15 protein-coding genes are annotated in these 13,944 nt (G+C 33.3%); all 15 read left to right on the forward strand.

Going from position 1 to position 13,944, the window contains the following annotated elements; genetic code table 11:
• Position 1: 1 nt before the first annotated feature.
• Complete coding sequence (locus IJ258_RS05450; protein ID WP_292804098.1) at positions 2-178, forward strand: hypothetical protein; 177 nt, start codon at positions 2-4, stop codon at positions 176-178.
• A gap of 9 nt (positions 179-187) precedes the next feature.
• Entirely contained in the window at positions 188-1,234 is a 1,047-nt protein-coding gene (locus IJ258_RS05455; protein WP_292804100.1) for a phage tail sheath subtilisin-like domain-containing protein, read from the forward strand.
• Positions 1,235-1,236: 2 nt separating this feature from the next.
• Positions 1,237-1,632 carry a hypothetical protein gene (locus tag IJ258_RS05460; RefSeq protein ID WP_292804102.1) on the forward strand — a complete coding sequence of 132 codons (396 nt, stop codon included), beginning with the start codon at positions 1,237-1,239 and terminating at the stop codon, positions 1,630-1,632.
• Between the two features lie 187 nt (positions 1,633-1,819).
• On the forward strand, positions 1,820-2,230 hold the full coding sequence (locus IJ258_RS05465; protein WP_292804104.1) for a hypothetical protein: 411 nt from the start codon (positions 1,820-1,822) through the stop codon (positions 2,228-2,230).
• Between the two features lie 26 nt (positions 2,231-2,256).
• Positions 2,257-2,403, forward strand: a complete 147-nt coding sequence (locus IJ258_RS05470) for a hypothetical protein (protein WP_292804106.1) — start codon at positions 2,257-2,259, stop codon at positions 2,401-2,403.
• A 5-nt stretch (positions 2,404-2,408) separates the two neighbouring features.
• A complete protein-coding gene (locus tag IJ258_RS05475) occupies positions 2,409-4,523 on the forward strand; it encodes a phage tail tape measure protein (protein WP_292804108.1) in 2,115 nt (704 codons plus the stop codon).
• 3 nt (positions 4,524-4,526) lie between these two features.
• Positions 4,527-5,306: a peptidoglycan-binding domain-containing protein gene (locus tag IJ258_RS05480; RefSeq protein ID WP_292804110.1), complete on the forward strand. Its 780-nt coding sequence runs from the start codon at positions 4,527-4,529 to the stop codon at positions 5,304-5,306.
• Between the two features lie 17 nt (positions 5,307-5,323).
• Positions 5,324-7,738 carry a hypothetical protein gene (locus IJ258_RS05485; protein WP_292804112.1) on the forward strand — a complete coding sequence of 805 codons (2,415 nt, stop codon included), beginning with the start codon at positions 5,324-5,326 and terminating at the stop codon, positions 7,736-7,738.
• A gap of 23 nt (positions 7,739-7,761) precedes the next feature.
• Complete coding sequence (locus tag IJ258_RS05490; protein ID WP_292804114.1) at positions 7,762-7,986, forward strand: hypothetical protein; 225 nt, start codon at positions 7,762-7,764, stop codon at positions 7,984-7,986.
• Positions 7,949-8,374, forward strand: a complete 426-nt coding sequence (locus IJ258_RS05495; protein WP_292804116.1) for a hypothetical protein — start codon at positions 7,949-7,951, stop codon at positions 8,372-8,374. The genes IJ258_RS05490 and IJ258_RS05495 overlap by 38 nt, the downstream gene beginning before the upstream one ends.
• Positions 8,361-9,545, forward strand: coding sequence for a baseplate J/gp47 family protein (locus IJ258_RS05500; protein WP_292804117.1), 1,185 nt, complete (start codon positions 8,361-8,363; stop codon positions 9,543-9,545). The genes IJ258_RS05495 and IJ258_RS05500 overlap by 14 nt, the downstream gene beginning before the upstream one ends.
• A 7-nt stretch (positions 9,546-9,552) precedes the next feature.
• Entirely contained in the window at positions 9,553-10,017 is a 465-nt protein-coding gene (locus tag IJ258_RS05505; RefSeq protein WP_292804119.1) for a hypothetical protein, read from the forward strand.
• Positions 10,008-10,208 carry a hypothetical protein gene (locus IJ258_RS05510; protein WP_292804122.1) on the forward strand — a complete coding sequence of 67 codons (201 nt, stop codon included), beginning with the start codon at positions 10,008-10,010 and terminating at the stop codon, positions 10,206-10,208. Before IJ258_RS05505 ends, IJ258_RS05510 begins: the two co-directional genes overlap by 10 nt.
• A gap of 3 nt (positions 10,209-10,211) precedes the next feature.
• Positions 10,212-11,936, forward strand: a complete 1,725-nt coding sequence (locus IJ258_RS05515; protein WP_292804124.1) for a hypothetical protein — start codon at positions 10,212-10,214, stop codon at positions 11,934-11,936.
• A gap of 1 nt (position 11,937) precedes the next feature.
• The coding region (locus IJ258_RS05520; protein ID WP_292804126.1) for an Ig-like domain-containing protein at positions 11,938-13,944 on the forward strand (2,007 nt) is incomplete at its 3' end.

Here is a 13,944-nt window from a genome sequence, read left to right on the forward strand (position 1 = left end):
TATGTCAAAAAAAGAGAATGATTTTGATTATATAACTGAAATTGAAAATTTAGAAGTTCCGGACATGTTAAAAGTTGGATTCAAATTTTACATTGAAAGGAATGATCTAAAAATTCAAGATAAAAAGGAATTTGATAAAGTTCTTGATAAGTTCAAAAAAATTAAAATGGGAGATTAAAGGATTATTATGACTGCTAAGGTTCCAAGTGTTAATATTTTTTTAAAGAAAACACAATTGATTAACAGACCGGGAATGAGTGGTAAAATTGCAGTGATTGGTGCTTTTGATTCCACTGAAACTGACCCGCAATTGTTTGCTACTGTTGGTGATGCTCAGGAAGCATTTGGTACTGACACATCTTATAATGGTTGTGCGGTAGTTCCTTATTTGTTTAAAGGTGCATCTAGTCTTTTATGTGTTAATGTAACTACAAAAGAAGGTCAAACTGTACATAAAGACATTACTGTTGATAATTTAACCAGTTCTTTGGCTAAAATTAAAGGTGAGGACTGGGATATATTATTTATTGCCGCTCCTTTATCTGATACTTTTATTCCAATGATTGACCAGTATTTACAAAAATGTTTCCAGATGAAATTCCCTGCTGGTTATATCGGTGCTTTAACTGGTGTAAGTGATGATGCGAATGTTGCAAGTGCAGCGTTAGCAGGTGATTTCTGTTATGGTTTATTAACTCAACAATTCATTATTGGTGACTCTACTTTATCTGCATTGGAAAGTGCAGCATATTATTGTGGATTAGTCGCAGGTATGAATGTTGGTAATAGTTTCACCATGAAAACTGTTGAAGGGATTACCGGTGTAACTCCTGAGTTAAGTTTTGAAACTGGTGGAAGCGGTAAAAAGTTATTGGAAGCAGGTATTACTACTGTTAAATGTCAAGACCGTGCTAATGACCGTTATGTTGTTATGAATAGTGAGCAACCAAACGGTTATGACTTGTATATTAATCGTGTAAGGGATTATGTGGTGAAACAATTTGCATTACATGAGTTCCTTGGTGATAAAAACAAACCTAAGACTTTGAATGAAATTAAGCAAGAAGTGGACCGTGTTAAAGACTTATGCGTTAATACATTAGATTTATTAGAGGACATTAATTATAGTGTTGCTAAAACTGATGTTGATTGCGTGGAAGTTTATATTGACAGTCTCTTGTTTGCTGGTGTCATTACAACTATTAATGTGTATGTTAGAATCGAGGTTGAATAAGTATGGCTGATAAGGAAGTTATTATTAAAGGTAAAAAGATGATGTACGGTACAGGGATTAAAGCATCTCCTGAAACTAACTCATCAAGTACATCAACTTTTGATGGTGTCATTACTCAGGGTTCTGATAAAATACCATGGTCTATTGAGATTTCAAAGGTTAGGTATGAGGATATGGCAACTCATAAGGAATTGTCTGAAACTGTTGAGGGTATGTTAGCTAAACCTGAGATGGTTACTGTCCGTGAGACTATTCAAGCGGGTGACGAGGTTTATACTGTTGTGGATAATTTCTATGATTGTTTAACTGATGGTAATGACTATGAGATTAATCCTGATGAGCAGACTGTTGAGAATTTGAAGTTCCGTGCTGCTCGTAGGGAAAGGAAGTATGAATAAGAAACACTTTTTTTGGTGTTTCTTAAAATATTTTTTTTAAACTTTTTTTCTTATATGTTTAGTATACATATTTTTTTTATTTTTATATGATTATTTAGAGTATATCAACGATAATGGAATTGTCTTTTAATTAAAACAAGACATCACGATTAACAATTAACTTTAATCAAATGGAGGATTAATATTTATGGCAAAGAAAACTAAACAAGAAAAAGAATTAGAATACCTTTCACAAGAAGAGGAAATATACGATTTAGATGTATTAATACTTGAAGGCAAAGACACCAAAATCGACATCACAGTCGATTTCCCAACCAAAAATGGAATAAAAAAAGTCGGAGCACAAATAAGACCAGTTACAATAGAGGAATGGAATAAATCAGTCTTAACATTCAAAAGAAAAAAAACTGATTTAACAAATCTCATACTCAGCAAATGCTTATTCAAAAGAGATGGATCAGAATTCCCAAAAGACCTCATCTCATCAATGCCTGGTGGTGTGGCAGATAATATTTTCAAACTAATCTGTGAAGTATCTGGAATCAAACAAGATGAGGCAGAGCAAAAAGAACTGGTTAAAGAATTGGTGGGGTTTTAGATATTGAAAACGGACAGTATGGTTACTTGTCAGAATTATACTTGTCCGGTTACAAGCTAAACAATGGTGAAATGCGTGGTTTAACACCATTACAAGTTTCAAGTATTCATGCAATGAGAACAGTTGTTTGGAAATTTAAATCCAAACAAGATGCAATATTAACGGTAGGTTAAAAGTTATGGCTACAAATGAGTTAAATATTCGGATTAATACGGAAGCGGATAAAACACCGATTACTGATTTGTCAAGTGCAGTTCAAGAGTTGCAAGCTAATGCTGACAGTGCAAGTGCCAGTATGTCCGAATTATCATCTGGTGTTGATGAGATAGGTACTGCATCTGATAGTGCAAGCACATCTTTGGAAGATGCGGCTACAAGTGCAGATGAGTTAAGTAGCAGTACAAGTTCAATTGACAGTTCAGGATTAGATGATGCCGGTACAAGTGCAGATGCATTAGGTGATAGTCTTGATAATGCACAAACTGAGTCTGATGAGTTAAATCAAAGTCTTGGTGTAATTGAAGGTGCAAGTCTGCTTGGTGCTGCTGAGCAGATTAGTGGTATTGCTGCGGAGGCAGAGGGTTTAAGTCAAGAGATGAATACTGCATCAATTACCGTTGGTCAATTGGCTACTCAGACAGGTATTGCAGAACCACAACTCCGGAGTATGATTTCATATATCAGTAATGCTACATTCCCACAGGAAGAGGCAATGATGTATGTCAAGTCATTGGACCAGATTGGAGTTTCAAGTGGTAACCTTGCACAATCTGCTACTGACTTGGATAAGATTAATGATGCTTTTGGAATGGGTGCCGGTCGTGTAAATAGTCTCGGTCAAGAGTTAAGTGTTCTTGGTGTAGATATGAATAATGTTTCATCAAGTTTTAATGCACTGGCTTATGCTAATTCAAACACTGTTGGTGGAATGGACAACTATTATAATTTCCTCCGTAAATATGATGCACAATTTAAAGAATTAGGGTTCAATGTAGACCAAGCATCAGTAATCATTGCCGGTGCAACACAAAAATTCGGTGGTGGAAAAGCAGCACTGTCAGGATTAAATGAGGCATTGAAAGAATCCAACGGTGATACCAGGGCATTAGAACAAGCATTAGGATTACAAGCAGGAAGTATTGAAAATGCAACACAACTAACCGGACAATATGAAGGACAATTACAAGAACTAGCAAATGAGGAAGCAGAACACAAAACCCTTGTGGACCAATTAGGCGCAGCATGGGAAGATATGAGCTTAACATTTGCACCAATCATTTCACCCTTAACAAGTGTAATAGGATTATTAGGTCAAGTCGGTAGTTTCGCAGTTGGAATAAATGGTATTATCACATTACTGCAAACTTTCGGATTAACAAGTAAAATCGCAGCGGCAGGACAATGGTTATTAAATGCTGCAATGTCAGCGAATCCAGTTATGATTGTTGCATTAGCAATCGCATTTCTGATAGGATTACTTGTTTACTTATACTTTAATAATGAGCAAGTACGGAATGCTGTAAATAATCTTGGTGCAACATTTGTTATGGTTGGGCAAATCATATACACCACAGTTGCTAATTTTGTCAATTGGATCATATCTGGTTTGCAACAAGTATGGACTTATATCACAACACTTGGTGGTTTACTACCTGCAAATGTAGAATTAACCGGAAATCAAGTAATGGATACAATTATCCGTGTATTAGCATTTATCGCAACATTACCTGCACAATTAGGAATAATATTTATTAATGTCCTTGCACGAGCATTAGGTTTCGGTAATAATTTCAGTCAAAGAATGATAAACGGAGCAGTTAATGCAGTCAATGGATTCATGTCATGGATAAGTTCATTACCTGGAAGATTATTAGGTGAGTTAAATAAGATGTTGCAAATGGCATCAGATTTCGCAATGAGAATTGCAAACATCTTAACTGCTGGTGGTGCTGGAATGGTTATCGGTTGGATTACTGGTTCAGGTGAGCATTCACCGGGTCTTATGTATGATGCATTTGAAGGCGAATTAAAAGCAATGGAAGATGCACCAAGACGATTTAATTTTGATATGGGTTCTGTTGCAAGGAATATGGTTAATAGTTTTGGAACTCCAACATTTGATTTCAATACAACTGCTAATGGTACTGGTTCTGATGATAACAGTCAAGGCACAACAGTGAATTTAACATTAAACATTGGTAGTGTTGATAAACAGGAAAGAGTTGATGAAATAATTGGTGTTATACGGGATTATTTCATGTGGAATAATACAACTGCCGGAAGGAGTGTGTAGATTATGAATTATTTTAAAATTTTAGCTAAAAACCTTGTTGTTAATAATGATGTGAGTAATGCAATTAACTTGCATGTTATTAGTGATAATGGTTTTAATGTTAAACCTGATTTGAATATTAATATCACTGATTTAAACCGTGATGTTAATACTGGTTTACTGTATAAGCATTTTTTTAATAACGGCAGTACAGGTATAACTTTTGAAATTGAAGTTATCATTGGTCGTGATGAGTTATGGAATAATGTTAAGGTTACTAAACAATTATCTGATTGGATTAATAATATGGAACCGATTTGGGTTGTTACTGATGCTATTGACATTCCCAATGATACTTACATTATTATTGGTAATGATTCAAGGAAACAGGTTTATGATACTCATACTGTTTGGAAATTAAAGTTTATAACTTACACTCCATTAGTGACTTATAAATATAAAAACACTAATACTAATGTTTTAAAAGCATTAAAGAAGTTTGAAACTGCAAAATTACATTCAACTCCATCATGGAAGTTAAGTCAATGTAAAACAAAAAAATTGAAATATAAATTGAAAAATAAATGTGTTGGTTATCTGAATACTGTCTTGTCAAGCAAAGGGTATTTGTCCAAAAAGAAATATAAGGCAATGATTAAAAACGGCAAGGACACCACATTCACCAAGGACACTAAAAATGCAGTTAAGAAGTTTCAAAAGGCATATAATAAGAAAAAACCTAAAAAGAAACTCAAAGTCACTGGTAAGGTTAATGCTGCAACTTTAAAAGCATTATGCAAATAAGGGTGGTGTAAAGGTTTATGGCTTTAACAAAAACAGTTGAAAAAACTTATTATAATGTTAATCTCGTGCAAAACCAGTCTTATATTCTCATTGGTAGAATGGTAAATGCAAATGCATTACACTTAACTAAAAATGCAATAAATGGTATGAATAATATTCATTGGAGCAAATATCAGATAAAAGAAACTGATATGCGACAAAAAACTGCAACATTCACCAGTCCACAATATCTTGACCTGACAACCGGTGTTTTCTGTGTAATGATTATTTCACCTTATCATGAAAACTTTGGAGGATTAATCCTGAAAGTCGATTATGATGAGGACACTGGTTTATATGAATATCAATGTCAAGACTGGTCCCGTAAATATCAAGGCAAGTTTGAATTAGTGAAAGGAAATGCCAAACAGACTTATTACCAAGTATTAATCTTTTTAATGACTGGTGGACGAGTAGGCATTAACAAAGCAAGCACTAAAACAAGGAAAAATCCTGCATGGAAAGAAACATTATCCGGTCTGAAACCATTGACAATGTATGATCAAGGGTTCTGGAATAATGGTATTAAAGGCAATGTAATGAAAAATACCAGTAGGTTAATTATCCGTAACACTACCTATATTGAAGCTATAAGGGATATTATCTTTGCAAGTGGCCATTACATTGATGTTTATTTTGACCAGTATGGAATATTACATATTGAACCATTCAGCAAGGCAGATTGGTTAAGTGGTGGATTATACTTAACAACCGCAGAGGTTGCTAATAGGAAATTCACATTTGACACAACAAACATCATAACTGGTGTGCAGGTAAACCGCAATGATGATTTGAAAGTTAATAAGTTCTATTCCAGTCAAACATTACTTAAATTAGATTTATCTGCATTCTTTGGTGACATATCAACCAGTATTAATAACCCAAATGAAACCACTAAGATTAAAAAAACGGTTACTTCAACAAAAACCGTGGGAAAAGAAGGGTCAGGCATTCATGTATACATGAATACTGATAATATTAATAGCAAAAGTGCTGATAAAAAACTCATGAATGACATTGCCAAACTCCTCAGGAAAAGAGGATATAAGGTAACTGTCGGTGGAATAGGACCAAGTACACATTACAATGACATTACCAAAGTTAAAAAGAACGGTATTTATTTCACATTATATGGCGGATTATGTGCCGGAACACTTAAAGAGCAATGTTACAGCAGTCATTATCATAACATCTTAAAGAAACGAAATGCCAGTATGGTTATCGGACATTTAGAAAGACCCGGTGGTGCTAAACTAAACGATAAATTAACATGGCTTGTCCGTGCTCATGATGACAATTTTTCACCTTCAAGTTTTAAAGGTTGGAGTAATCCTCGTAAAAAACTATTAAATGCAGGTATAGGTATTGCTAATGGTAAGAATGCAAAAGAAATTGCAGCTCATTTCCCTGGTTTCAAAAAGAATAATCCAACTGCAAAAACTAAAACAACTAAAACTGTTGTTTCCAGTAATGTTGCAAATAATGTTGCTTTGGAAAAAGCTAAGGCATCTGAGCAGATTCAAGATAGTGTCCGTGACTTGCTGAAATTAAGCATTACTGTTCCGTTGGGAAATCCGGTTTTAAAGAATGTGCATACCAACATGTTTTTATGGACTGAATTGCCACAAGAGTTTGATTTAAGTAATTTCACAACTATTGCAAGTGTTTTAAACAGTAGTTATTCTAGATTTAGCGGTTATCAATTAAACAGATGGTATATTGAAGGCACAACCATTAACAATGATGGTAATAAATTCACAATGGATTTAGAGTTAAACCCGTTCGGAAGTTCAATCAGTAAGTATAAGGATAATTACAGGGCATTTCTGAAAGCATATGATGATGCAGTGAATAAGAATAATAAATCTAATAAAACTACATCACAGAGTAAGAAAACTAAGGTTAAAAAAGATAATGGTCTAAGCAAAAGAAGTGATGGTAAAGGACATTGTCATGACAGTTATTATCTTGCGACAAAATCCGGTAGAATTAACATTAGTAAATTACTGAATAAATCAGAATCTAAACTTGCTCAGGGAACCATTGGTAAAACCGGAACCAATTATCATAAGTTTGTTAAGAAATGCAAAACTGCAAAGGAAGTTTATAAAAAATTATGCACTATTATTCCAACAACAGTTCCATCTTATAATGATTGCAAGTACAAATGTGCATCTGATGCTTTCAAACACCCAAAGAGTTTAAATTGTGCTGAAAGAGCAAGATTGTTCAAGGCATGTTGTGATGTGCAGAATATACCTTGTGTTATTTACCATGTTGAAGGTCATTATCTAAATGGTGTTAAAATAGGTGGTAAATGGAAAACTGCCGACTTGTGTTATAGATCAGGAATTCGTCATAAGGAATACAACGGTGCAAAATTTAATAAATAATGAAAAGTGAGGTTGCATAGTATATGTTTGATAAAGATGTTGTTAAAAGGGAACTTAGAGACAAAGTTATTGTTAAAGAAACTGGTTCTGTTGATTTAGATGAGGTTGTTGAAAACTATGAGGTTGTTGATGGTTTTTATGTATTCCGCATTGGTGAGGACGGACATATTTTCCAAAACAATAATTTTGTTGAGTCTTGCCCTGGTTTATATGCCAGTGAACGAGGTGAGAATAGTGGAGGACATTGATGATTTAGGTACTGATTTCAACAATAACTGGGAATTTAAAGATGGAGATTTAGTGTTGATTTCTGATGAGGATAATCTCGTTCAAAGTATTCTTAATCGTTTGAATAATAATCTGAATAGTCTTGGTTTATACTATATGGATTATGGGAGTGTTTTAACCGGTTTCATTGGTTGGAAACATGATAAAGATACTTTGGATTTCATGAAATTAGAAATTAGTAACTGTTTAGATGCAGAACCAAGGATTTTAAATTATGATATAGAGTTACAATATAATAGTGTTGGTGAAATCAACACCTATTTAACTTTATATTATGATGAGGACTCCGAATTTAATTTAAATCTTGTTATAAGTGAAGATGGTGGTGTGGACATTGCCAATAACTGATGAAAGTTTTTATAATATTGTCGGAAATGAAATAAGCAGAACTATTTTAGTTCAACAGATGATTGATTATTATAATGAAAAATTAGAAATCGGAGAAACTAAGGTAACTGATTTCAATGAGGGTTCTGAAATAAGAAATCTTTTAGAATCCATAGCTGTTGATTTATATACTTTAATGGAAGACCAATATGAGTTATCTAAGATTGCATTCATAACAACCAGTTATGGTGAATGGTTAGATTTACACGGTGCTAATCCATTAATTAACTTGCCTCGTGATGAGGGTCAAGAGGCAATAGGTTTAGTGACATTCAGCATACCGGAAGCGGTAACTGAGGATATTGTAATTCCTGAGGAAACTGTAATTGTTGATTCAGAACTCGGATTAGAATTTGAAACAGATACTGAATGCACAATTATCGCAGGTGACACATCAAGTGAAGTGTATTGTACTTGTTTAACTGTGGGAACCGAAGGGAATATCCCTGCTAATACTTTAACAGTTCTTGATGATGAGAATGTTGATGAAAGTGTAACATGTACTAATCTTGAAGATTTTACGGGTGGAACTGATTATGAAGAGGACGATGTTTATCGTGAGAGATTATTAGGTTTCATTCGTCAGGACACTTTCGGCAGTCTTGGATATTATGAGAACCTTGCTGAGTCTGTTGATGGTGTGCATGATGTAAAACTCATTGATGATACAGATAACCAGGAACCGAAGTATACTAAAATCGTATTGGTGAATGGTAATGTAAAAGAAACTCCTGAGGACATACTTATGCAGGTTCTTGTGCAGTTCACTATGGCTGAGAATATTGTACTTGATCATAAATTTAGTGTTGATAAACCAACATATACGATGGTGAATTTAACTGTTAATCTTGATGTTGAAAACTTAATTGATAATAATCTTATTAAGGAATTATTAGGTTGTTATTTTGATGGTGGAACCACAAGTGATGGACTTGAATATACTGGTTTGTATATTGATGAGAGTTTAACTCGTAATGGTTTGTATTCAGCATTGCAGGATTTGAATTTTGTTGAAGGTGTGCAATGTTTTGTTACTGGTGATACTGATGAGATTACAACAGTTAGTCCGGCAGCTAATGGTGTTTTAAGGTTAGGTACTGTTTTAATTAATCAAAATATTGTAGGAGCATAGGGATATTATGTCTGATTTTGGTGAGGGCATTATTAATCGTTTGGCTGATAATTGTAGTTTAAAGGATATGAATAATCCGGCAAGTAAGGTTATTGATAAAACGGTTGGTGCTTGGTTAGATGAATATTATAATAATGATTTTTTCAGTAATGTGTTTCTTAGTGAGGCAGAAGGTGCTTATCTTGATGTTATAGGTACTGATTATAGTGTTTATAGGCAGATTGATGAGTCTGATACTGATTATCGTGAGAGAATTGTTTATGAACGATTGGGTCATTTAACTACAAGGTATTTAATTGATGTTTATGGTTTAACATTATTTAAGAATGTTGCTAATTTTAATCCTCATAATAATACTTTAACTTCGGATAATGAGTATTTGCATGAGGGTTTTATGTGTATTGCTGATGAGCAGACAAAGAATATTTTAAGTAAAAAATTTGCCCTTGGGAGTGGTTTAACATGGTTGTGAGTCCTTTGTTTACTGATGAGGATTTAGTGACTCAACTCCGTTTACAATTTGATTATGAGGAGCAATTTGATATTGATTTCATTAGCATTCTTAGTCAAGTTGTGGAAAGGAGTAATGATTTTTATCTGGAATTGAAAGGTCGATGTTTCAGCATTGACAAGATTACTGGAATTGTTACAGAGGTGGAATAAAATATGACTGGTTTTTTAACTGTTGAAGATATTAATACAATAGATATTAATACTTTTGTTAATGAGTTTTTTGTTGTTGATACAAGTTTGATTGGTACTGATGAGTTTTCGGAAGTGCAGTATGATTTTGTGAAAGTTTCACATACTGTTAGTGGTGATAATCATTATTTTAGTTTTGATATTAGTAATAGTCTTTGGACTGGCAGGTTTTCATGGTTTAATGGAGATGTTGTGTACCCTGGTTCTGTTGAGATTGTCAATAATAAATTAATTATTACTACAACTTATGATAATATTCAGTTGTATTTGTATTTGTGCAGTTATCATGATAATTTTAGTATATTAAAATGCACTGGATTTTTTATTCCAATTGATAAATATATTTTAGTTACAAAAGATGAGTTGGGTACAAGAAAAAGTATTAAAAAGATAAATCCAATGGGACAAAGGGCAAGTAGTTATACTATAATGAATTTAGGTCTTTATAGAGGTGACAATAGTTTTTTAATGATTTTATTAAAGAAAACTGATTTAGTATTTAACTTTAATAATAATTGTCTTGCCGGTAAAATTAATCACATTCCGTTAGGAGTTGATCAGAAATATTTACCTGGTGGTAGTATGGTTGATGATACTCCTTTGAATATGGAAATAGTATATGGTGATGCTGTATTGCCGGTTACTTATGATGATGATATTGAGGATTATTGTTTTGATTTGGATTTAACTAATAAATTGGATACTAATAGTGTTAAAGTTAGTTTAAAAGTTACATCTAATACTTATGTGAATAATGGTGTGTTTGATATTATTATTCCTTGTGAGTATGTTACTATTGGTAATGAAGTTGATTTGATGACTCAATTGGCTTTGGGTATTAAGGTTTTGAAACTTGATGCAGACCTTGGTTTAACTTCAAATATTCAGATTAGTAGTGATGTAATAGTGTATGGTGAGGATAACAAATTAACTTTAAACAATCATTCAATCATTTTAAATGAAGGGGTTAAATTAATCCTTGAAAATGCAGAACTTAATATAGGTAGTCCTGCAATAATACAAAAAGAAAACTCAATATTAGAACTGACAAAAGTAAAATTCACAAACAACATTGCAGCAGACTATAACAATCTCGGTTCCTGCATCTTTTGTGATGTAGACTTGGAAAGTTTAAGCGTAGACTCAGATTTCACAACCAGAATAAACGATTGCACATTCATTAACAACCATAGTGCAATATTCCATGGTGGACAATTAACCGTGGATAACTGCAAATACTTGAATAATGATTTAACTTATGTTGATAAAGACAATCCAGCATTCCTTTATCAGACAGATGGTGATGCTGAAATCACAAACAGTATCTTTGACATAGATTATCAAGACAATACATTATGTGAAAATCAAATCAACATAGGATTTGCACAAGCATTAATCCGATGTGGATTAACAGCAACAATCAACACAGCAACACATGAAAGTCTGCAAGAGGATAATAAATTACCATTCTTTGAAAATTACAGAAATCAAAGTCATGTCTTTGCTAAATATTATTATCCGCAAATTGAAACTTGTGTCTTTACAAGTCCAGTTGAAGATAAAGAAAATGAAAGCATCTGTTATTGTGTAACCGGTACAGACTGGGTGTATAAGACAAATGCTGTTGTAACTCGTGCAGACTGGCAAAGCGAAAATACAATTAACAAGATTGATTGGGAGGGAATATAAAATGTATTTTACAGACATAACCAATCCTGAATTACAATACTTCCACGGATTAAATATAAAAAACATAAGTTTAAGTTTAACAGAAATACTATCCAGTGATTTATTCATAGTTGAAACAATCATTACAGACAGTATTTACAGGATATATCCATTATTCTATTGTAAAGAAATCACATCAAGCAACAATAATGATAAAATCCTTGAAAACAAATGCATAATCGCAAATAAAAATACTGAGGAAACTTATTATGATTTCGTTTCAGACGATGATGAGTTTAGCAGACTAATAAAATTAACTGGTTACAAACAAATCAATGATGCATTAAACATGCAAGAATTTAACGCATTAGTATACAGATTAAAACAAAATTACCCATTCCAAGAGGAAATCCAAATTAAAAATTCCACCGTGCATGGAAAATACGCAGATTACCTCTTTAACTTAGAAAGTACAACAATCGTTGATAACGGAATACTAATCACAAATGAAACATTAACCAACATCGGAACAATAACATTAATCAATCCACGGTTCAGAAACAGTACATACACCATAAAAATGAAAGTATACAGCATAAGTGATGTTAATGTCTGCACAGATGCCAGTACAGACAACATAACAGTAACACCATTAACAATTACATTACAATATGGAACACCTGTAAACATACCATTTGAAACATTGGATTTGGATCATGTTATTGGTTTTGATGCAACAGTCAATATAGTTCATGATCAACACATCATCAAAGTAAATGAAAGTCTGATATTATCCAGTAACATTTCAAGTTTAACAATTGGTGAAACTGCAATTTTAACAGCAACATATCTTGATGAGACTGGAATACCAATGAGTAATCAGGAAATTCGTTTCTATGATGGTGAAACATTACTTGGTTCCAGTAACACAAATGAGTACGGTGTTGCGACATTCAATTTCACTCCAAGTGTTTCAGGAACTCATAGTATTACTTGTAAGAATCCAAATGATTTAACTTCAAATACTGTTAATCTGATTGTTTCAAAGAAAATACCTGTATTAGCATTATCTGCAAGTCGCAGAGTTGCTGGTCTTGACATTATTGACATTGAAGCATCAATAAAATATGAAGGTGTGGGATTATCTGGTGTTACTTTACAAGTCCTTGATTCATCAGATAATGTTATCGTATCAACTTTAACAAATAGTGATGGTGAAATATCTGAGTTAGTGAGAAGTTATGCAGGTTACACACTTCGAGCTTATTATGCAGGTGATGCAACATATAACAGTGCTTATTCAAGTCCGGTTACTGTTAATGCCGCATACACAAAATGCAGTATTACTGAGGTTGATGGAAAAACAATTCTTTCACATAAAGATGCTGATACTGCAACTTTAAGAGTGCAATTACTTGATAGCAACGATAATCCTGTTGCAGCAAGTGATGAACCTGTGCAGTTTTGGACCAGTCAGGACTCACATTATCCGAGTGTAGTGGGTGATGCTTTTGCGATTTCTCGTGAGTCTGGGTCAGTTATGAGTGTTAAAGTAGGTGACAATGCAAGTTATCTTAAATTGAGTGATGCCGGTCTTACTGTTTATGATAATGGTACTTATGTTATTGATGGTGCTGGTGATTATGTTGATGTTAGGTTTCAGGATAATCTTTTGATGTATACTGATGTTTATGATAATACTCATTATGAGGATTTATCCTCATATGATTTTGATTTTTCAAGTGTTTTTTCTGCATCTGGAACTTATGTCTTTCATAATTTGATTGATATTGTTAATACTGATGGTACTGGTAAGGCGGATAAATTGTATAATTCCATGGGTGTTGGTGATATTGAGTTTAAGGCTGAGGTTGGTACTTTTTCATCAGAAATATACGCTATTGAAGATTGTTTCTTCTATGGGATTAATACTGATGCTTTCACTATTCCATCAAGCACTACATTCAGTAGCAATGGAGAGTATATTACCGTTACAACCACTACAAGTAGTGAAAAACTTGTTTATCTC

This window comes from Methanobrevibacter sp., from assembly GCF_017468685.1.
Taxonomy (GTDB): Archaea; Methanobacteriota; Methanobacteria; order Methanobacteriales; family Methanobacteriaceae; genus Methanocatella.

What these genes read in the sequence shown, in the direction of transcription:
- IJ258_RS05450 (WP_292804098.1), top strand. Translation starts at nt 2, where the DNA reads ATGTCAAAAAAAGAGAATGATTTTGATTATATAACTGAAATTGAAAAT.
- IJ258_RS05455 (WP_292804100.1), top strand. Translation starts at nt 188, where the DNA reads ATGACTGCTAAGGTTCCAAGTGTTAATATTTTTTTAAAGAAAACACAA.
- IJ258_RS05460 (WP_292804102.1), top strand. Translation starts at nt 1,237, where the DNA reads ATGGCTGATAAGGAAGTTATTATTAAAGGTAAAAAGATGATGTACGGT.
- IJ258_RS05465 (WP_292804104.1), top strand. Translation starts at nt 1,820, where the DNA reads ATGGCAAAGAAAACTAAACAAGAAAAAGAATTAGAATACCTTTCACAA.
- IJ258_RS05475 (WP_292804108.1), top strand. Translation starts at nt 2,409, where the DNA reads ATGGCTACAAATGAGTTAAATATTCGGATTAATACGGAAGCGGATAAA.
- IJ258_RS05480 (WP_292804110.1), top strand. Translation starts at nt 4,527, where the DNA reads ATGAATTATTTTAAAATTTTAGCTAAAAACCTTGTTGTTAATAATGAT.
- IJ258_RS05485 (WP_292804112.1), top strand. Translation starts at nt 5,324, where the DNA reads ATGGCTTTAACAAAAACAGTTGAAAAAACTTATTATAATGTTAATCTC.
- IJ258_RS05490 (WP_292804114.1), top strand. Translation starts at nt 7,762, where the DNA reads ATGTTTGATAAAGATGTTGTTAAAAGGGAACTTAGAGACAAAGTTATT.
- IJ258_RS05495 (WP_292804116.1), top strand. Translation starts at nt 7,949, where the DNA reads ATGCCAGTGAACGAGGTGAGAATAGTGGAGGACATTGATGATTTAGGT.
- IJ258_RS05505 (WP_292804119.1), top strand. Translation starts at nt 9,553, where the DNA reads ATGTCTGATTTTGGTGAGGGCATTATTAATCGTTTGGCTGATAATTGT.
- IJ258_RS05510 (WP_292804122.1), top strand. Translation starts at nt 10,008, where the DNA reads ATGGTTGTGAGTCCTTTGTTTACTGATGAGGATTTAGTGACTCAACTC.
- IJ258_RS05515 (WP_292804124.1), top strand. Translation starts at nt 10,212, where the DNA reads ATGACTGGTTTTTTAACTGTTGAAGATATTAATACAATAGATATTAAT.